This window comes from Sinosporangium siamense (assembly GCF_016863435.1).
GTDB lineage: Bacteria > Actinomycetota > Actinomycetes > Streptosporangiales > Streptosporangiaceae > Sinosporangium > Sinosporangium siamense.
Genome location: NZ_BOOW01000035.1, coordinates 155,517 through 177,930 on the forward strand (window position 1 = coordinate 155,517; position 22,414 = coordinate 177,930).

Genomic DNA, 22,414 nt, shown 5'->3' on the forward strand with positions numbered 1-22,414 from the left:
TGGTGCTAGCCCCCCAGGTTCTCAACCAGGTCGAAAAGGTCTTCGTCGCTCGCGTCCGCCAGATCGGCGGACTCCCCGTCACTCCATTCGGCGAGCAGCTCACGCAGCCGCTTGGCGACCGCCGCGCGGTCGTCGGCCCCGAGTTCGGTCAGCACGCCGAGCGCCCGGTCGACCCGCTCGGTGTCGCGGACGGACAGGCGGTCGTGGAGCAGACCGGCGATCGCCGCGGGGGTGGGGTGGTCGAAGACCAGCGTTGCGGGCAGCGGCAGACCGCTCTCCGCCGCGAGTCTGTTGCGCAGTTCGACGCCCATGAGGGAGTCGAAACCGAGGTCCTTGAACTGCCGTTCCGCCCCGACCTCGTCGCTCTCGGTGTGGCCGAGAACCGTGGCCACGTGCCGCAGCACGACCGCCAGCAGCGCGTCTCGCCGCTCGTCCCCAGGGAGGGCGGCGAGGCGGTCCGCAAGGGGCGGCGCCTGGTGTGGCCTCTGCCGTACTTTCCGGCGGATCAGGTCGCGGAGAAGCGGCGGCACGTCGCCCGGATGCCCGCGCAGTGCCGCCAGGTCCAGCCTGACCGGCAGCGGAGCCGGGTCCTCCACGGCCGGCGCGGTGTCGAACAGGGCGAGGGCCTCGGCCTCGGCGAGCGGTACGGCTCCCGCCCGCGCGAGCCGGGCCCGGTCGGCGTCACCGAGTGCACCGGCCATGCCGTGCTCCCACATGCCCCAGGCGAGGGAGGTCGCGGGCAGCCCCTCGGAGCGGCGATGGGCGGCCAGCGCGTCGAGGAAGGCGTTGGCGGCGGCGTAGCTCGCCTGGCCGGGGGTGCCGAAGGTCGCGGTGGCCGAGGAGAACAGCACGAAGGCGGACAACCGCCGGTCCCTGGTCAGTTCGTGCAGGTGCCAGGCGGCGTCCACCTTGGGGCGCAGCACCCGGTCCAGGCTCTCCTCCGAGAGGGACGACACGGCATGGTCGTCGAGCACACCCGCCGCGTGCACCACCCCCGTCACCGGGTGGCCGGCGAGGAGGGCGGCGAGCGAGTCCCGGTCTGCCGCGTCGCACGCCTCGACCTGCACCCGGGCACCGAGCGCGGTCAGGCTCGCGGCGAGCTCGCCGGCTCCGGGGGCGTGTCCGCCGCTTCTGCCCACCAGCAGCAGGTCGCGCACGCCGTGCGCGGTGACGAGATGGCGAGCGATCAGGGCGCCGAGCGCACCGGTGCCGCCTGTGACGAGGACCGTTCCGCCGCCCCAGTCCACGCCCTGCTCCGCCGGGGGCGGTACGGCACGGGCCAGCCTCGGCGCGTGGAACACCCCGTCACGTAGTGCCAGCTGCGGCTCGTCCTCGGGGAGTGACTCGGGCAGGTCCCCCCTATCCATATCCACCAGCACGAACATCCCGGGATACTCCGACTGCGCCGAGCGCACCAGCCCCCACACCGCGGCGGCCACCGGGTCCGGATCACGCCCTCCCGCCGTCGTGCCGCCGGAGGTGACGATCGCCAGCCGGGAGCCGGACACTCCCTCACCTGCCGCCCACTCCCGCACCGCGGTCAGCGCGTCGGCGAGTGCGGCGCGGACCGCCGACGGCACGTCACCTTGCTGGGTCCGGCTCACTCGGAACACGGACGCCGGGGTGGTGGCGCCGACGGCCGGCAACGGGACCCAGGTGAGCCGGAAGAGGGAATCGCGGGGAACCGTGTCCGCGGCGGGCGTCAACAGCAGCAGGCTGTCCACGGTCAGCACGGTCCTGCCGCCGGTGTCGAGAACCCTCAGCGAGGCGCTTCCGTCGTCGTTCTCCGAGATCCGGAGGCGGAGCGTGGTCGTGTCCGTGGCGTGCAGCCGGACCCCGCGCCAGGAGAACGGCAGTTCGGCCTGTTCCCGCCCGACGGCGAGCACGTGGAGGCAGGCGTCAAGCAGGGCCGGGTGCACGCGGAAGCCGGTGGTGTCCTGCTCGGGAGGCAACTCCACCTCGGCGTACAGGGTGCGGTCCTGCCGCCAGGCCGCCTTCACACCTTGGAAGGCGGTGCCGTACTCCAGGCCGGCGGCGGCGAGGTCGTCGTAGAGGGCGTCGACGCCGACCGGTTCCGCCGCCGGGGGCCAATCGATCGAGGCCGGCCCCGCCAAGGGGGGCGCCGGGGCGAGGGTGCCGGTCGCGTGCCGTTCCCAGGGGTCGCCGTCGAGGCGGCTGAACACCGTCAGGGGGCGGCGGCCGGCGTCGTCCGGGGCGCCCACCGACATCTGCACCCGGCGGGTGCCACGCTCCGGGACGGGCAGTGGCGATTCGAGGGTCAACTCCTCGACCGTCTCGCATCCGACCTGGTCACCGGCGTGTACCGCGAGTTCGACCAGGGCCGTCGCGGGCAGCACGGGGCGGCCGGCGACCCGATGCCCGGCGAGCCAGCCGTGGCTGCCGGTCGTGGACAGCTCGCCGGTCAGCACGACGCCGTCGCCGTCCGCCAGCGGCACGGACACGTTGAGGAGGGGGTGACCGTCGTGCCCGGCGACCGGTGTGGCCTCCAGCCAGTAGCGGCGGCGTTCGAAGGGGTAGGTGGGCAGGTCGACCCACCTGCCTGGACTCAGGGTCCCCCAGCCGACGTCCACACCGGCCACGAACGCCCGCGCGGCGGCCTCCACGGCGCTGTCCGGCTCGGGCCTGCCCTTGCGCAGCAGCGGGATGAACACCCCGTCCTCGACGACCTCCGGCCCCATGGCCGACAACACGCCGTCGGGGCCGAGTTCGAGGAACGTCCGCACCCCCGTGGCGTGGACATGGGCCAGTCCGTCGGCGAAGCGCACCGCCTCCCGGACGTGGCGCACCCAGTAATCGGCGGAGAACCCGGCCACCGGCTCACCGGTGACGTTCGACACGACCGGAATCGAGGGGGCTTGGTAGGTCAGCCCCTCCGCCACGCTCCGGAACTCCGCCAGCATGGGCTCCATCAGCGGGGAGTGGAACGCGTGGCTCACCCGGAGCCGCCGCACCTTGTGGCCGGACGCCTCCAAACGGGCGATGACCACCGACACGGCCTCCTCGCCGCCCGACAGGACGACTGCCTGGGGGCCGTTCACCGCCGCGATCGAGACGCCCTCGACCAGCAGCGGCACCACCTCGGCCTCGCCCGCCCGGACGGCCGCCATCACACCTCCGGCGGGCAAAGCCTGCATCAACCGTCCACGCGCGCCGACCAGGATGACCGCGTCCGGAAGCGAGAGCACCCCGGCCACATGCGCCGCCGCCAGTTCCCCGACCGAATGGCCCAGCAGCACATTCGGCCGAACCCCCCACGAGGTCAGCAGCCGGAACAGCGCCACCTCGACCGCGAAGAGACCGGCCTGCGCGAACTCCGTCCGGTCCAGCCGGTCCCCGTCGTCCCCGAACACCACATCCCGCAGCGACCGGCCCGCCGCCTCGAACCCAGCCATGACCTCGTCGAACGCCTCGGCGAACACGGGGAACGCGGCGTGCAGCCCACGCCCCATCCCGGCCCGCTGGGCGCCCTGCCCGGTGAACAGGAAACCCACGCCGCCACGTGGCGCCGTGCCTGTGACCACACCGGCCCCGGCTCCTCCCGACGCCAGCACCGCCAGCCGCCCGGCAAGCTCGGCCCGATCGCGGCCTGCCACCGCACCCCGATGCTCGAGTACGGCACGGCCCGATGTCAGCGAGTACGCCACGTCCTCGGCCGCCGCCCCGGGGTTGGCCTCCAGCCACTCTCCCAGCCGCTCGGCCTGGGCACGCAGAGCGGTCCCGGTGCGGGCCGACAGCGGCCAGACCACCAAGCCCCCCGCTGTGCCCCCCGCTGTGCCCGCCGCAGTCCCCCCGCCGGCTGCCGGGGCGACCGGCTCCCCGGGGGTGGCCTCCTCCAAGATCACATGGGCGTTCGTCCCGCTGATCCCGAAGGACGACACTCCGGCCCGCCTCGCCGTACCCCGGGCCTCCCAGTCGCGCGCCTCGGTGAGCAGCCGCACTGAGCCCGCCGACCAGTCCACGTGCGGGGTCGGCTCGTCAACATGCAGCGTCGGCGGCAGCACGCCCGCACGCAGCGCCATCACCATCTTGATCACACCGGCCATACCCGCGGCGGCCTGCGTGTGACCGATGTTCGACTTCACCGACCCCAGCCACAGCGGACGATCCCTCCGCCCGTAGGCCGCCAGGAGCGCCTGCGCCTCGATCGGGTCCCCCAGGACCGTCCCGGTGCCATGCCCTTCCACCGCGTCCACGTCCGACGCCGCCAGCCGCGCGTCCGCAAGCGCCCGCCGGATCACCCGCTGCTGCGAAGGCCCGTTCGGCGCCGTCAGGCCGTTGCTCGCGCCGTCCTGGTTGACCGCGCTGCCCCGCACCACCGCCAGCACCCGCCGGCCGGCGCGCACGGCGTCGGACAACCGCTGCACCACAAGGACGCCGACGCCCTCACCCCAGCCAGTGCCGTCCGCCGCCCCCGCGAAGGACTTGCACCGCCCGTCGGGTGCCTGTCCGCGCTGGCGGCTGAACTGGATGAACGCATCGGGTTTGGCCATCACCGTGACCCCGCCGACCAGCGCCGTCGAGCACTCGCCCTGGCGCAGCGCCCTGACCGCCCAGTGCAGGGCCACCAGCGACGACGAACACGCCGTGTCCACCGTCACCGCGGGCCCCTCCAGGCCGAACGTGTAGGCCAGGCGGCCGGAGGCGACGCTGCCGGAGTTGCCGATGCCGATGTGGCCTTCCAGGTCGGGGGGTGTGGTGTGCAGGCGGGCGGAGTAGTCGTGGTACATCAAGCCGACGAAGACCCCGGCGTCGCTGCCCCGTAGTGAGGCCGGATCGATCCCGGCCCGCTCGACGGCCTCCCACGAGGTCTCCAGCAACAACCGTTGCTGCGGATCCATCGCCAGCGCCTCACGCGGCGAGATCCCGAAAAATCCGGCATCGAAATCAGCCGCGTCGTACAGGAACCCACCCGACCGCGCATACGACGTGCCCGCCCGATCGGGATCCTCGTCGAACAGCCGCTCCAGATCCCACCCCCGGTCCACAGGGAACCCCGACACCCCGTCCCGCCCCGACGCCACCAGCTCCCACAACTCCTCAGGCGAGGACACCCCGCCGGGGAACCGGCAGGCCATCCCCACGATCGCGATCTGGTCGCCGTCCGCGGCACCCGTCACGGCCCTCGGGACGGGCGTGCGCGAGACCACGTCGTTCAGTTCTCCGGCGAGGTAGGCCGCGAGAGCGGTCGGAGTCGGATAGTCGAAGACGAGGGTGGCGGGCAGTCTCCTGCCGGTGGCCTTGCCGAGCCGGTTGCGCAGTTCGACGGCGGTGAGGGAGTCGAAGCCGAGTTCGCCGAAGGCCCGGTGGGCGTCGACGGCGCCGTGATAGCCGAGCACGTCGCCGACCTGCTTCACCACGAGATCGAGCAATTTGCCGGCCCGCTCCGCCTCGGAGAGCCGGGCCAAGGTGCGGGTGAAGGCATCGCCGGCCTTCGCCGTACGACTGACCGGACCGCCTTCGGTGGCCTTCGCCGTACGACGGGCCCGGGCGGTCAGGGCGTGCAGCAAGACCGGGACGTCGCCGTCGGGACGGGCGCGGAGGGTGGCGAGGTCGAGGGGCAGCGGGAGCACGACCGGTTCGCCGCCGGCGACCGCCAGGTCGAACAGGTGTAGCGCGTCGTCGGACCGCAGCACCCCGAACCCGGCCTGCCTCATGCGGGCCAGATCACCTTCGCCCAGCGTGCCCGTAATGCCGCTGCGTTCCTCCCACAGGCCCCAGCCGAGGGAGACCGCAGGCAGCCCCTCGGCGTGGCGGAGCCGGGCGAGCGCGTCCAGCGCGGCGTTGGCCGCCGAGTAGCCGGCCTGGCCCGCGTTGCCAAAGGTCGCCGACGCCGAGGAGAACAGGACGAAGGCGGACAGCGGCGAATCCTTCGTCAGCTCGTGCAGGTGCCAGGCGGCGTCCACCTTCGGGCGGAGCACGTGGTCGAGTCGCTCCGGCGTCACCTGCCCGACGAGTCCGTCGTCGGTGACACCCGCAGCGTGGACGACCGCGCCGAGCGGGCGCTCGATCCCGTCGAGAAGCTTCTGGAGAGCCGCCCGGTCCGCCACGTCACAGGCCGCGACGGTGACGGTCGCGCCGAGCGCCGTCAGTTCCGCGACCAGCGATGCGGCCCCCGGCGCGTAGTGGCCGCCTCTGCTCACCAGCAGCAGGTCGCGTGCGGCATGAGCCCGCACCAAGTGCCGGGCCACGAGGCCACCGAGCGTGCCCGTGCCACCGGTGATCAACACGGCACGGTCCGGCGGCCACGGCACGGTGCCGTCCGGCCGCGGCGACAGGGCGGGGGTGGCCTGCGCGAGCCTCGCGAGCCGGGGAGCGTGGAAGATGTCGTCCCGGAGGGAGAGCTCGGGCTCGCCGGCCGGGATGGCGGCGGGCGGTTCGGCCCCCTCCGGGAGGTCGAGCAGGACGAACATGCCGGGCTGTTCCCGCTGCACCGAACGTAGCAAGCCCCACACGGCGGCGGCCGGGGCGTCCACCGTCTCGTCCGGGTGCACCGCCGTCGCGCCGCTCGTGAGGACGACCAGGGGCGGAGATCCTGAGGGCCTGCCCCGCACCGCGGCCAGGGCGGCGCCGAGCGCCGCGCGGATCGTGGCCGGCGCTTCGCCCGCCTGTGCGGGGATGCGCAGCACGTCGGCGACGGGTTCGCGGTCACCTTCTGCCGGTGTCCAGTTCACGCGGTAGAGGGAGCCGGACGGGCGGAGCTGCCCAGCGGAGACGGGGCGCAGCGTGAGAGCGCCGATCGACGCCACCGGCACGCCGTTCTCGTCGGCCAGGTCCAGGGTCATGGAGTCGGGCCCGGCAGGCGCGAGCCGTACCCGGAGGCGGGTCGTGCCCGAGGGGCGGAACACGGCGGACGACCAGGAGAACGGCAGCCGCACCTCTTCGGTGACGTCCGGGGCCGCCGCTCCTCCGGCGTGCAGGGCGGCGTCGAGCAGGGCCGGGTGGATGGCGAACCGGGTGGCGTCAAGGTGATCCCGCTCGTTGAGCGCTACCTCGGCGAACACCTCGTCTCCTCGGCGCCAGACGGCGCGGAGCCCCTGGAAGGCGGGGCCATAGGCGTAGCCCTGGCCGGCCAGGCGGTCGTAGAAACCGTCGACGGCGACGGGGGTGGCGTCCGGCGGAGGCCAGGTTGCTGGATCGACGCGGGTTAAATCGGTGTGGGTTAGACCGGCATGCTTTAGATCAGCGGGGACCAGGTCGGCGCCTGTCAGATCGGCGCGGGGTTCCAGGGATCCGGGGCCGATCAGGCCCGTGGCGTGGCGCACCCAGGCGTCGTCGTCCTCCGCGCCCTCGGGGCGGGAGAAGACCGTCACCCGCCGCAGGCCCGCCTCGTCGGCGGCGCCCATCGACACCTGCACGTGGACCGCGCCCTGCTCCGGCAGTGGCAGCGGCGCTTCCAGCGTCAGTTCGTCGATTCTGCGGCACCCGGCCTGTTCACCCGCCCGCAGCACGAGCTCGACGAACGCGGTGCCGGGGAGCAGGACCGTGCCCAGCACGGCGTGGTCGGCCAGCCACGGCTGAGACGCGACCGACAGGCGGCCGGTCAGCAGGAACCCGTCGCCCCCGGCGAGCGACACCGCCGCCCCCAGGAGCGGATGGTCGGCCGAGCCCAGGCCCGCACCCGCCAGGTCGGCCGACCCCTGCGTGGGCGGCAACCAGTAGCGTTCACGCTCGAAGGCGTAGGTCGGCAGGTTCACCCGCTTGCCGTGGCCCGCGCCGTACGCCTTCCAGTCCACCGCCGTGCCGGAGGCGAACGCCCGCGCGGCGGCCTCCACGGCGTTGTCCGGCTCCGGCCTGCCCTTGCGCAGGAGCGGGATGAACACGCCGTCCTCGGCCACGTCCGGTCCCATGGCGGACAACACGCCGTCGGGGCCGAGTTCTAGGTACGTCCGCACTCCCCGGGCGCGCAGATGCGCAAGGCCGTCGGCGAACCGGACGGCCTCCCGCACATGCCGCACCCAGTAGCCGGCGGAGAATTCCGTCACCGGCTCGCCGGTCAGGTTCGACACGACCGGGATCGACGGGGCGTGGTGGGTCATCCGCTCGGCCACGCTCCGGAACTCCGCCAGCATCGGCTCCATCAGTCCCGAATGGAACGCGTGGCTCACCCGCAGGCGCCGCGCCTTACGCCCCAGCGCCTCCAGCCGGGCCACCACCTCGGCGACGGCGGCCGGGGCGCCCGACAGGACCACCGCCTGGGGTCCGTTCACCGCGGCGATCGAGACTCCCTCGGCCAGCAGCGGCTCGACCTCGGCTTCGCTCGCCCGCACGGCTGCCATCGCGCCTCCGGCGGGCAACGCCTGCATCAACCGGCCCCTTGCCTCCACCAGAGCCACCGCGTCCTCAAGGCCGAGCACCCCAGCCACGTGAGCGGCTGCCAGTTCGCCCACCGAGTGGCCCAGCAGCACATCCGCCCGCACACCCCACGAGGAAAGCAAGCGGAACAGCGCCACCTCGACCGCGAACAACCCCGCCTGCGCGAACTCCGTACGATCCAGCAGGTCCCCGTCGTCCCCGAACACCACATCCCGCAGCGAAAGGCCAGGCCGCGCCGCTTCGAAGCAGGCCGCCACCTCGTCAAAGGCCGCCGCGAACACCGGGAACGCCGCATGCAGCCCACGCCCCATCCCGGCCCGCTGCGCCCCCTGCCCGGTGAACAGGAACGCCGTCCCGCCACCCGCCGCCGCCCCCGCCTCGACCTCGGCCAGCCGTTCGACCAGCTCAAGCCGGTCACGCCCTACCACCGCGGCCCGATGGTCGAGTACGGCACGGCCCCACGCGAGCGAGTAGGCCACATCCTCGGCCGCCGCCCCAGGATTGGCCGCCAGCCACTCCCCCAGCCGCTCGGCCTGGGCACGCAGAGCGGTCCCGGTGCGTGCCGACAGCGGCCACACCACCAAGCCGCCCCCACCGGCACCGCCTTCGGGACCGGACTGCTCGGCGGGCGCCTCCTCCACGATGACGTGCGCGTTCGTCCCGCTGAACCCGAACGAGGAGACCCCGGCCCGGCGAGGTGCGCCGGTCTCGGGCCAGGGCGTCGTCTCGGTCACCACGGCGAGCCCGCTGCCGGCCCAGTCGACGTGCGGGGTGGGCGAATCGGCGTGCAGCACCCGGGGAAGCAGGCCGTGCCGGAGCGACATGACGGTCTTGATGACCCCGCCCACCCCCGAGGCCGCGAGCGTGTGCCCGATGTTCGACTTCAGCGCGCCGAGCAGGAGCGGGCGGCCCGGGGGCCGTTCGCCGCCGTAGGCGGCCATGAGGGCGCGGGCCTCCACGGGGTCGCCGAGGGCGGTGCCGGTGCCGTGGGTCTCGACCATGTCGACGTCGGCCGGCGAAAGGCCGGCGTTGGCGAGCGCCAGCCGTACGACGTGGTGCTGGGCGGTGCCGTTGGGGGCGGTCAGGCCGTTGGAGGCGCCGTCCTGGTTGAGCGCGGAGCCGCGGATGACGGCGAGCACGGGGTGGCCGTTGCGCCGGGCGTCGGACAGCCGTTCGAGGAGAAGCACCCCGGCGCCTTCGGCCATGCCCATGCCGTCGGCAGCCGCCGAGAAGGGTTTGCAGCGGCCGTCGGGTGACAGGACCCGCTGGCGGCCGAGTTCGACGAAGGCCCCGGGGGTGGAGAGTACGGTGGCCCCGCCGCTGAGCGCGAGGGTGCAGTCGGACTGGCGGAGGGCCTGGCAGGCGAGGTGCAGGGTGACGAGCGAGGTCGAGCAGGCGGTGTCGACGGTGACGGCCGGGCCGGCGAGGCCCAGGGTGTAGGCGATGCGGCCGGAGGCGACGCTCGGCACGACGCCGGTCGCGAAGTGGCCTTCCAAATTGGCCGGGGCGTGTTCGAACTGCGGGCCGTACTGGTGGTGGTTGATGCCGACGAAGACACCGGTCTGGCTTCCGTGCAGGGAGGAGGGGTCGAGCCCGGCGCGTTCGATCACCTCCCACGCGGTTTCCAGCAGGAGCCGCTGCTGCGGGTCCATGGCCAGCGCCTCACGCGGCGAGATCCCGAAGAAGCCCGCGTCGAAGCGGTCGGCGTCGTCGAGGAAGCCGCCTGAGCGGGTGTAGGTGGTGCCGGAGTTTCCTGGATCCGGGTGGTAGAGCGAGGCGAGGTCCCAGCCGCGGCCCGTGGGGAAGCCGCCGGCGGCGTCGCCGCCGGAGAGCACGAAGTCCCACAGGTCCTCAGGAGACCTCACGCCGCCGGGGTAGCGGCATGCCATCGCGACGATCGCGATCGGTTCGCGGTGCCTGTCCTCGGTCTCCTTCAGCCGCCGGTTGGCCTTGCGCAGTTCGCCTGTGACGCGCTTGAGGTAGTCACGCAGCTTGTCGTCGTCCGCCACCGCGGTCCTTTCTACGCGCCGAGTTCACGGTCGATGAGGTCGAAGATCTCGTCGTCGGTGGCCGACAGCAGGTCGTCGTCGTCACCGCCGGCGGGGGTGCCTGTGTCCGCGCCGAGCTTCGCCAGCAGGGCGGTCAGGCGTTCGGCGACCGTCACCCGTTCGGTGTCGCCGAGGCCCATGACGGCGGCTTCCAGCCGGTCGAGTTCGGCGAGCGGGGACGGCTCGCCGCCGGTCAGCAGCGACCGCATGTGGGCGGCCAGCGCCGCCGGGTTCGCGTGCTCGAACACCACCGTCACGGGGAGGCGCAGGCCGGTCGCCTTGTTGAGGCGGTTGCGCAGGTCAACGGCGGTGAGGGACTCGAAGCCGAGGTCCCTGAAGGCCCGTTGCGCGCCGACCGCCTCGGGCGAGGTGTGGCCGAGGGCTTCTGCGACGTGACCGGTGACCAGCCGCAGCAACTCCCGTTCCCGCTCGGAGGGCGGCAGGGCGGCCAGCCGGTGGGCATAATCGCCGGCCTCGGACTCGGCCTCCTCCGAGGCGGGCGCGAGGCCCGCGAGCAGGGGGCGGGGCCGGGCGGAGGCGAAGGTCGCGGCGAACGCCGCCCAGTCCACGTCGGCGACCGCGGCGAACGGGGTGCCGCGGGTGAGGACCCGGTCGAGCCGGGACAGGGCGGTGTCCGGGTCGAGGAACGGCAGGCCCTGGCGGCGGAGCCGGTCCACGTCGACCTGTTCGGACAGGCGTTCGCTGTGCCAGACGCCCCACGCCACCGAGGTCGGGCGGCGGCCTGGAAGGCTTCTGCCGTACGCGGCGTAGGCGTCGAGGAAGGCATTCGCGGCGGCGTAGGCGCCGTGGTCGCCGCTGCCCCACACTCCGGCGATCGAGGAGAAGAAGACGAAGGCGTCGAGACGCTCGTGATCGAGAAGCTCGTCCAGGTGCACCGCGCCGTGCACCTTGGCGGCGAGGGCGTCGGCGAACTCCGCCACCGTGCTGTCCGCGAGCGAGGCCAGCCGGGCCGCGCTGGCGGCGTGCACCACCGTGCGGGGGCTCAAACCCTGCTCGCGAAGCCGCTCCAGCAGCGCCGCGACCGCGTCCCGGTCGGCGATGTCGCAGTCGAGCGCCGTGACCGTGACACCGGGGGGAGCCGCCACCGCTGCGGCGGAGGTCGCGTTCCGGGAGACGAGCACGACATGCTCCGCGCCGGCGCCGGAGAGCCACCGCACGATGTGCGGCGCGAGGGCGCCGCTGCCGCCTGTGACGAGCGCGGCGCCCGACGTCCGGTACGGCGTGGCCCCGGTGAGCGGCGCCCTGACCAGGCGGCGAACCAGCACTCCGGGATCCCTGATCGCGACCTGGTCCTCGTCGCCGAGCCCGGCGAGCACCCCGCACAGCAGGTCCCAATCGGTGTCGCGGGGTGTCTCCGGGAGGTCGGCGAGGCCGCCCCAGATCGGGGGGTGCTCCAGGGCGATCACCCTGCCGAGACCCCAGGTCTCGGCCTGGACCGGCCTCCTCGGCGGGTCGTCCTGAGCCGGCTGCACGGCACCCGAGGTGACCGACCAGAGGGGCGTGTCCCAGCCGGTGTCGACGAGAGCCTGGACTAGGGTCAGCAGGCCGGCGACCCCGGCGGGCACCGCGGGGTGCCCGGCGTCGGGGCTCTCGTCGAGGGCCAGGAAGGACAGGACGCCGGTGGGCCGCGGCCCGGAGGCCAGCCAGGCGGCCAGAGCGGCGCGGTCCGCCTGCGGGGGAACCGTCAGGAACACCGGCGACGCGCCGTGGCGTTCCAGCGCCTTGGCCGCTTCCTGGGCGAGACCGAGGTCCGTTTGCGCGGCGGACGTGACGATGAGCCAGGCGCCGGACAGGCCGCCGAAGGCGGGGGTGGCGGCCGGCTGCCAGGCGATGTCGTATCCCCAGCTGTCCTGGGCAGCGGCGGGCTCGACGGGCCGCAGCCAGTAGCGTTCCCGCTGGAAGGGGTAGGTCGGCAGGTCGAGGTACGGCAAAGCCCGGCCGAAGGCCGGTGTCCAGTCGACGTCTACTCCGTGCACGTGGGCCTCGCCGAGGGACAGCAGGAACCTGTCCAGGCCGCCCTCGTCACGGCGGAGCGACCCCACGGCCACGCCCTCGACTCCGGCGGCTTCGAGTGTCTGCTCCACGCCGACGGTCAGCACCGGGTGCGGGCTCATCTCCACGAACACCCGGTGACCGGCCTCGGCCAGCCCTTGCACCGCGTCGGCGAACCGCACCCGGCCACGCAGGTTGGCGTACCAATAACCTGCGTCCATCGGCTCGTCCAGCCGACCGCCGCTCACCGTGGAGAACAGCGGGATCCGTGGCGAGTTCGCCGTCACCGGCGCCAGAAGCTCGGCCAACTCCTCCCGCACCCGCTCCACGTGCACCGAGTGAGACGCGTAGTCCACCGGCACCCGCCGCACCCGCACCCCGTCTGCCTCGTAACCCGCCAGGAGTGCGTCGAGGGCCTCGGCCTCGCCCGCGACCACGGTCATGCCGGGGCCGTTGACCGCCGCCACCGACAAGGCGCCGTCCCACCGTGCCAGGTGCTCTTCAACCTGCTCGGCCCCCAGCGCCACCGAGGCCATGCCGCCCTGGCCGGCCAGTCGCCTCAGCGCCCGGCTGCGCAGCGCCACCACGCGTGCGCCGTCCTCCAGCGACAACGCCCCCGCGACACAGGCCGCCGCGATCTCCCCCTGGGAGTGGCCGACCACGGCTGAGGGCTCGACCCCGTATGAACGCCACAGCTCGGCCAGGGACACCATCACCGCCCACAAAGCCGGCTGCACCACCTCGACCTGCTCCAGCCCCTCACCGGTGCGAACGGCCTCCTCCACCGAGAAGTCCACGAACGGCCCCAGCGCTTGAGCACACTCGGCGAAGCGCCGGGCGAACACCGGCGAGGAGTCCAGCAGACCGGACCCCATCCCCGCCCACTGCGCCCCCTGACCGGGGAACACAAACACCGGCCCCGCCGTACCCGGCAGCACCCGGCCCTCCACCGACTCGTCCCCCACGACCACAGCACGGTGCTCGAAACGAGCCCGCCCCGACGCCAGCACCAGACCGGCCCCCGCGGGCAGATCCCGCCCCCGCAACCACTCCACCTGCTCACGCACCGCGGCCACGGACCTGCCGGACACCACCAACGGCACCGGCCCATCCGAACAGGCCGGAGCCGGCACCTCAGGCCCCTGCTCCACGATGACGTGAGCGTTAGTCCCACTGGCTCCGAACGAGGAGACGCCGGCGCGGCGAGGCCGGTCGGCGGCGGGCCAGTCGCGAGCCTCGGTGAGCAGGGACAGGGCGCCCGCCGACCAGTCCACGTGCGGCGTCGGCTCGTCCGCGTGCAGGGTCCGCGGCAGGACACCCTCCCGCATGGCCATCACCATCTTGATCACACCCGCCACACCCGCGGCGGCCTGCGTATGACCGATGTTCGACTTCACCGACCCCAGCCACAGCGGCCGATCCCGCTCCCGCCCATAGCTCGCCATGAGCGCCTGCGCCTCGATCGGATCGCCGAGAGTGGTCCCGGTCCCGTGGGCCTCCACGGCGTCGACGTCCGATGCCGTGAGCCCGGCGTTGGCGAGGGCCTGCCGTACCACCCGCTCCTGAGCCAGGCCGTTGGGCGCGGTGAGTCCGTTGGAGGCGCCGTCCTGGTTGACGGCGCTGCCGCGCACCACCGCCAGCACGCGGTGCCCGTTGCGCAGGGCGTCAGAGAGGCGTTCGAGGACCAGCACCCCGGCGCCCTCGGACCAGCCGGTGCCGTCGGCGGCGGCGGAGAAGGGCTTGCACCTGCCGTCGGGGGCCAGGCCGCGCTGGCGGCTGAACTCGATGAACGGCGTCGGGGTGGGCATGACGGTGACGCCCCCGGCCAGCGCGAGCGAACACTCACCCTGGCGCAGGGCCGCGGCGGCGAGGTGCAGCGCGACGAGCGAGGTGGAACAGGCGGTGTCCACGGTGATCGCCGGGCCTTCGAAGCCGAAGGTGTAGGCGACGCGGCCGGTGGCGATGCTGCCGACGTTGCCGGACAGCAGGTGGCCTTCGAGTTCCTCGGGGAGGACACGCGGGTCGCCGGCGTAGTCGTGGTACATCACCCCGGCGAACACCCCGGTGTCGCTGCCGCGCAGAGTGGCCGGGGCGATCCCGGCGCGTTCGAACGCCTCCCACGAGGTCTCCAGCAGCAGCCGCTGCTGCGGGTCCATCGCCAGCGCCTCACGCGGCGAGATCCCGAAAAATCCGGCGTCGAAGTCACCTGCGTCGTAGAGGAAACCCCCGGACCTGGCGTAGCTGGTGCCCCGGTGATCGGGGTCGGGGTGGTAGACCGCGCCCCAGCCGCGGTCGGTGGGGAAGCCGCCGATCGCGTCCCCGCCCTCGGCAACCAGCCGCCACAGATCCTCCGGCGACCGCACCCCACCCGGGAAGCGGCAGGCCATGCCCACGATCGCGATCGGCTCACCTGTCGCCGCGGGGCGGGTGGTGACGCGGGGAGCGGGCCTGCCGGCCTTGAGGTGTACGGCGAGAGCCTCCGGGGTGGGGTGGTCGAACACGACGGTGGCGGGCAGGCGAAGCCCGGTGACCTGGTTCAGCCGGTTGCGCAGCCGTACCGCGAGCAGGGAGTCGAAGCCCAGATCCTTGAACGCGGCGCTCGTCTCGACCCGCGTGCCATCGGCGTGGCCGAGCACCTCGGCCACCTGGGCACGCACCAGGTCGAGCACCTCGGACTCGGTGAGATCGGCGATGCCCGCCGGAGCCGCCGCGCGCCGCGCCGGGGTGCGGACGAGGCCGCGCAGCGGCGCCGGCAGGGAAGCGCCGACGGGACCGCGCGCCGGGTTCAGCAGAGCGGGCACAAGCAGCGGCGCGTCGGCGGCGAGCGCGGCGTCGAAGAGTTCGAGACCCTCGTCGGTCGGCATGCGGCCGACGCCGTTCTCGGCCCACCAGGTCACCTCGGTGTCGTGGAGCCCGCCGGTCAGGGCGCTGCGCTGCTCCCACGCGCCCCACGCCAGAGCGGTCGCGGGCAGCCCGAGCGCCCGCCGATGCTGGGCGAGCGCGTCGACGAAGGTGTTGGCGGCGGCGTAACCCGCCTGGCCGGGCGCACCCAGGATGCCGGAGAGCGAGGAGAAGAGCACAAAAGCGCTCAGGTCGCGGTCGAGGGTGAGTTCGTGGAGATTCCACGCCGCGTACGCCTTGGGCCGCATAACCGTGTCGAGACGGCCGGCGTCCAGCGTCTCGACGACGCCGTCGTCCAGGGCCGCCGCGGCGTGGACGACGGCGGTCAGACCGGGCACGCCGGCGATCACCTCGGCGAGAGCCGCCCGATCCGCCGCGTCACAGGCGACGACTGTCGCCTCGGCCCCCAGCCCACGCAGATCGGCGACGAGGCCGGCGGCCCCCGGGGCATCGGGGCCGAGCCTGCTGAGCAGGAGCAGCGTGCGGGTGCCATGGGTGCGGGCGAGGTGCCGGGCGATCTGGCCGCCGAGAGTCCCGGTGCCACCGGTGATCAGCACGGTGCCGCCGAGAGGTGACGTGCCGGCGGGTTCGTTGCGAGGGCCGGCGACCGGCAAGAGGTCGCCGGCGGGTGACGTCGCCTCAGGTGGGAGAGCGCCCGGCGAGGCCGCCTCGCCTTGGAGAGCGCGGGATCCGGCGCCGGTCGTCTTGGTGAGGCGGGGCGCGTATGCGTGTCCGTCGCGCACGGCCACCTGGGGTTCATCCGGTGCGAGGAGAGGCTCGCCGGCTTCCCCGCCGAGGTCCACGAGAGCAAAGCGGCCGGGGTGTTCGGACTGGGCGGAACGAAGCAGTCCCCAGACGGGCGCGTGGGCCGGGTCCACGGTCTCACCGGGTGTTCCGGTGCCGACGGCGTTCCGGGTGACCACCACCAGGCGGGAGTCGGCGAACCGGTCGCCGGCGAGCCATCGCCGCACAAGCGTCAGCGCCCAGGCGGCGGCCTCACCGGGCCCGACGCCGTCGGGTGCCGCCACGGCCACGGTGCCGGGCACGCTCTCGTCCGACCCGGGAAGATCGGCGACGAGGGAGACCGGCCGGGTATCTCGCACGGGGGTCCACTCGACGGTGAACAACGACGCCGAAGGACGCCCGGTGAGCTGCCGCTCCGCCACGGATCGCACGCTGAGGGAGCCGGCCTCCACGACGGGCCGCCCCAGCTCGTCCGCCGCCTCCACCCGGAAGGCGTCCGGCCCGGCGGGCGTCAGCCGTACTCGAAGCGCGGTCGCACCCCGCGCGTGCAGCCTGACGCCGCGCCAGGCGAACGGCAGCAGCACCCGCCCGTCCCCGGCGCGCATCTCGCGGGCGTGCAGCGCCGCGTCGAGCAGCGCCGGGTGGACGCCGAACCCGGCATCCTCATGGCCGGGCGGCAACACGACCTCGGCGTAGATCTCGTCACCACGCCGCCACGCGGCGCGCAACCCCTGGAAGGCGGAGCCGTACACGTATCCCCACTCGGCGAGCCGGTCGTATCGGTCCCGCACGTCCATCGGCTCGGCCCCCGCCGGGGGCCAGTGGCTCAGATCGGCCGCGGGCCCGCCGGCGTCCGGCCCGATGGTGCCGCTCGCGTGGCGGGTCCAGGTGTCCGCGCCGTCCTGACGCGAGTAGACATCCACCTGCCGCGCGCCCGAGGCGTCACCTGCGCCGACGACGACCTGCACACGCACGCCGCCCTGCTCCGGGAGCACAAGCGGGGCCTCCAGGGTGAGCTCCTCCACCTGCCGGTAGCCGACGTGCGCGCAGGCGTGCAGCACGAGCTCGGCGAAGGCGGCACCCGGCAGGAGCACGGTGTCGCGTACAGCATGGCCGGCCAGCCACGGGTGGGTCTCCTGGGAAACCCTGCCCGTCCACACCAGGGTCTCGTCGTCGGCGCCGTCGAGCACCGCCCCCAGCAGGGGGTGCTCAGCGGGCAGCAGCCCGAGGCCTGAGGCGTTCGCGGCCGAGGGCGGGGCGTCCAGCCAGTAACGTTCCCGTTCGAAGGGATAGGTCGGCAAGTCGAGGTACGGCACAGCCCGGCCGAAGGCCGGTGTCCAGTCGACGTCAACCCCGTGCACGTGGGCCTCGCCGAGGGACAGCAGGAACCTGTCCAGGCCACCCTCGTCACGGCGGAGCGACCCCACGGCCACGCCCTCGACTCCGGCGGCTTCAAGCGTCTGCTCCACGCCGACGGTCAGCACCAGGTGCGGGCTCATCTCCACGAACACCCGGTGACCGGCCTCGGCCAGCCCTTGCACCGCGTCGGCGAACCGCACCCGGCTTCGCAGGTTGGCGTACCAATAGTCCGCGTCCATCGGCTCGTCCAGCCAACGGCCGCTTACCGTGGAGAACAGCGGGACTTGTGGTGCCATCGCCGTCACGGGCGCGAGAAGCTCGGCCAACTCCTCCCGCACCCGTTCCACGTGCACCGAGTGGGATGCGTAGTCGACCGGCACCCGCCGCGCCCGCACGCCCTCCGCTTCGCATTCAGCGACCAGCTCGTCGAGCGCCTCAACCTCACCCGCGACCACGGTCATCCCGGGGCCGTTGACCGCCGCCACCGACAACATGCCCAGCCGAGCTTCGACCTGGCCGACTCCCAGCGCCACCGACGCCATGCCGCCCTGGCCGGCCAGCCGCTTCAGCGCCCGGCTGCGCAACGCCACCACCCGCGCCCCGTCCTCCAAAGACAACGCCCCGGCCACACATGCAGCGGCGATCTCCCCCTGGGAGTGGCCGACCACGGCAGCGGGCTCGACCCCAAACGAACGCCACAGCTCGGCCAGGGACACCATCACCGCCCACAAAGCCGGCTGCACCACCTCGACCCGCTCCAGCCCCTCACCGGTGCGAACGGCATCCTCCACCGAGAAATCCACGAACGGTGCCAAGGCTTGGACACACTCGGCAAAGCGCCGGGCGAACACCGGCGAGGAGTCCAGCAGACCGGACCCCATCCCCGCCCACTGCGCCCCCTGACCGGGGAACACAAACACCGGCCCCGCCGTACCCGGCAGCACCCGGCCCTCCACCGACTCGTCCCCCACGACCACAGCACGGTGCTCGAAACGAGCCCGCCCCGACGCCAGCACCAGACCGGCCCCCGCGGGCAGATCCCGCCCCCGCAACCACTCCACCTGCTCACGCACCGCGGCCACGGACCTGCCGGACACCACCAACGGCACCGGCCCATCCGAACAGGCCGGAGCCGGCACCTCAGGCCCCTGCTCCACGATCACGTGAGCGTTAGTCCCGCTCATGCCGAACGACGACACCGCCGCTCGCCGGGGCGCCGCGTGCCCCGGCCACTCCCGGGCCTCGGTGAGCAGCGAGAGCGCCCCCGCCGGCCAGTCCACATGCGGGCTCGGCTCTTCGGCGTGGAGCGTGCGCGGGAGAACCCCCTCCCGCATGGCCATCACCATCTTGATCACACCCGCCACACCCGCGGCGGCCTGCGTGTGACCGATGTTCGACTTCACCGACCCCAGCCACAGCGGCCGGTCCCGATCCCGCCCGTAGGCCGCCATGAGCGCCTGCGCCTCGATCGGGTCGCCCAGGGGCGTGCCGGTCCCGTGGGCCTCCACGGCGTCGATGTCCGAGGCGACCAGCCCGGCGTCCGCAAGCGCCCGCCGGATGACCCGCTGCTGCGAAGGCCCGTTGGGCGCGGTGAGACCGTTGGACGCGCCGTCCTGGTTGACGGCGCTGCCCCGCACCACCGCCAGCACCCGCCTGCCGTCGCGCACGGCGTCGGAGAGCCGCTGGATCACCAGCATCCCGACCCCCTCGGCGGCGCCGAAGCCGTCGGCGTCCGCGGAGAAGGGCTTGCACCGCCCGTCGGGCGCCAGTCCGCGCTGGCGGCTGAAGAAGCGGAACATGTCGGGGGTGGACATGACGGCGATGCCGCCGGCGAGCGCGAGCGAACACTCGCCCCGGCGCAGCGCCTGCATGGCGAGGTGCAGGGAGACGAGGGACGACGAGCAGGCCGTGTCCACGGTGAGCGACGGGCCCTCCAGCCCGAGCAGGTAGGCGATGCGGCCGGAGGCGACGCTCGCGGTGGTGCCGGTGAGCAGGTGGCCGTCGAAGTCGCCGGGCTGCTCGTGCAACCGGGTGAGGTAGTCCTGGTAGCTGAGGCCGACGAAGACGCCGGTCTGGCTGCCGCGCACCGAGCTCGGGGCGATCCCGGCCCGCTCGAACGCCTCCCACGAGATCTCCAGCAGCAACCGCTGCTGCGGATCCATCGCGACGGCCTCACGCGGCGAGATCCCGAAGAAGCCCGCGTCGAATTCCAGCGCGTCGTAGAGGAAGCCGCCGTGGCGGACGTAACTCTTCCCCGGCCGATCGGGATCGGCGTCGTACAACCCGGCGAGGTCCCACCCGCGATCGGCGGGAAAGTCGCCGATCGCGTCCCCGCCCTCGGCAACCAGCCGCCACAGGTCCTCCGGCGACCGCACCCCACCCGGGAAGCGGCACGCCATGCCCACGATCGCGATCGGCTCGTCGACGGCGGCGACACGCGCCACCGCTTCACCCGCCGGGGCGCCCGTCACCGTCGCCACCAGGTAGGCGGCCAGGGCCTCCGGCGTCGGGTGGTCGAAGACCAAGGTGGCGGGCAACCGTACTCCGGTCGCGCCGTTCAGGCGGTTGCGCAGATCGACCCCGAGCAGCGAGTCGAACCCCAGATCCTTGAACGGCAGAGCCGTGCGCACCGCACCCGGATCGTCGTGCTTGAGCACGGCGGCGACGTGCACACGCACGAGGTCGAGCGCGGCACGCTCCCGCTCGGCCTCGCCGAGGACTGCCAGCCGGGCGGCGAAGTCTGCCCCGTGGATCTCCTCGACGGCCCGGGTCTCGGGGATGCCGCGGAGCAGCGCCCTGTCGCGCGAAGCCGTGAACGCCAGGTGGAAACGCCGCCAGTCGATGTCGGCGACGGTGGTCACGCTGTCGCCGTGGTCGAGTGCGCCTTGGAGGGCTTGGAGAACCAGGTCGGTGGTGAGTTCACGCACGCCGTGGGCCCGGCGTGTCTCCGCCCCGGCTCCCCCGGGTGTCCGGCCGGGCCAGTCGCCGACGTGGATCAGCATGGCGGGCAGCCCTTGAGCGCGGCGGGACCGGGTGAGCGCTTCGAGGTAGGCGTGCCCGGCCGCCGTAGCCGCCTGGCCCGGTCCGCCGAGGGAACCCGCGAGGGAGGAGACGATCACGAAGTCGTCGGCGTCGCCGGCCGGCTCACCGAGGTCCGCGGCGCTCTCCAGGTGAAGGCGGATGCCGGCACCGAGACGGGCGGGATCGAGCTCGGCCAGCGGCGGTCCGTCCTCGGCTGCGGCCACGTGCACGACCGTGGTGAAGGAGTGGTCGTTGGGAACGCGCTCAGCGACCTCGATGCGTGGGTCCGGCTCGGCTTGGGCAGCGCCTCCGCCGACCAGAAGCACACGGTCTGCGCCGAGGTCGGCCAGCCAGTGGGCGACCCGCAGCGCGGGCTCACCCGAGCCGCTGACCAGGGCGGCGCCGCGCGGTCGCCACGGCCGGACCGGTGCGCTGCTCCTCGGCGGCACACGTGTCAGGCGGCGCACCAGGATGCCGTCGCCGCGCACGGCGATCTCATCCGCGCCGTCGCACGCCCCCAGCGCGAGAGCGAGTCCCGCGACCTCGTCCGGTGGCAGATCGATCGCCCCGCCCCAGCGCTCAGGCTGCTCAAGGGCCAGCACCCGGCCAAGGCCCCAGAACGCGGCCTGCACGGGAGCGTGCGGCGGATCGTTCTCACCGGTGGCGACGGCTCCCCGGGTCACCAGCCAGAGCGGCGCTGCGACACCCGCCTCATCGAGGGCGCGCACGAGCGCCGCGGTCGCCGCCGGTCCGGTGGCCCCGTCCTGGTCGTCCTGAGCCAGGAGGGAGAGCGTGCCCATGACGTCCGCGGGCACGGCGAAGCCCCGCTCCGTCACCGGCACCACGACGGGAGTGGCACCGCAGGAGCGAAGCGTCTCCGCGCAACGCCCGGTGAAGGCCGTGTCCTCATAGCCGGGAGGCACGGCGACGAGCCAGGTGCCGGAGAGCCGGGCGGGCTCGGCCGTCCCGGGCACCCATTCGTCCCGGTAGCGCCAGTCGTCAACGTTCACCCCCGCCGTTCCGCCGTGCCGGACCGAGGGAGACGCCAGCCAATAGCGTTGCCGCTGGAACGGATAGGTCGGCAGGTCGAGGTACGGCTCCGCCTCGCCGAAGGCCGGTGTCCAGTCGACGTGCACCCCGCGCACGAACACCTCGCCGAGCGACAGCAGGAACCTGTCCATGCCGCCTTCGCCGCGCCGCAGCGACCCCACGGCCGCGCCCTCGGTCCCGGCGGTCTCCAATGACTGCTCGACCGCGACGGTAAGCACCGGATGCGGGCTCATCTCCACGAACACCCGGTGGCCGCGGTCCGCGAGAGCGCGAGTCGCCTGATCCAGCAGCACGGGACGCCGCAGGTTCCGCACCCAGTAGTCCGCGTCGAGGCCTGCCGTGTCCAGCTCGGCACCGGTCACCGTCGACACGAACGGCACCCGGCCGCTCCTGGGGGTCACGTCGGCCAGGGGCGCCGCCAGGTGCGGCCCTAGCTCCTCCACCTGGGGCGAGTGGGAGGCGTAGTCCACCGCGATCGTCCGGGCCCGGATACCCTCCGCCTCACATTCGGCCAGCAGCTCCGCCAGCGCGCCTGGTTCTCCGGCTACCACCGTCGTCTTGGGGCTGTTGACCGCCGCCACCGACAATGCGCCGTCCCACCGGGCCAGCCGTTCCTCGACCTGCCCGGCCCCCAGCGCCACCGACGCCATGCCGCCCTGGCCGGCCAGTCGCTTCAGCGCCTGGCTGCGCAGCGCCACCACGCGTGCGCCGTCCTCCAGCGACAACGCCCCGGCCACACACGCGGCGGCGATCTCCCCCTGGGAGTGGCCGACCACGGCTGAGGGCTCCACTCCGTATGAACGCCACAGCTCGGCCAGGGACACCATGACCGCCCACAAAGCGGGCTGCACCACCTCGACCCGATCCAGCCCCTCACCGGTGCGAACGGCCTCCTCCACCGAGAAGTCCACGAACGGTGCCAAGGCTTGGACACACTCGGCGAA

Annotated in this window: 2 protein-coding genes; both read right to left on the reverse strand. The window is 73.5% G+C overall.

What is annotated here, in order from left to right:
* Nucleotides 1-5 precede the first annotated feature (5 nt).
* Nucleotides 6-10,343, reverse strand: coding sequence for a type I polyketide synthase (locus Ssi02_RS27410; RefSeq protein WP_204030452.1), 10,338 nt, complete (start codon nucleotides 10,341-10,343; stop codon nucleotides 6-8).
* Between the two features lie 11 nt (nucleotides 10,344-10,354).
* Nucleotides 10,355-22,414, reverse strand: a 12,060-nt coding sequence (locus tag Ssi02_RS38915) for a type I polyketide synthase (protein ID WP_275410747.1), incomplete at its 5' end; no start/stop codon positions are given.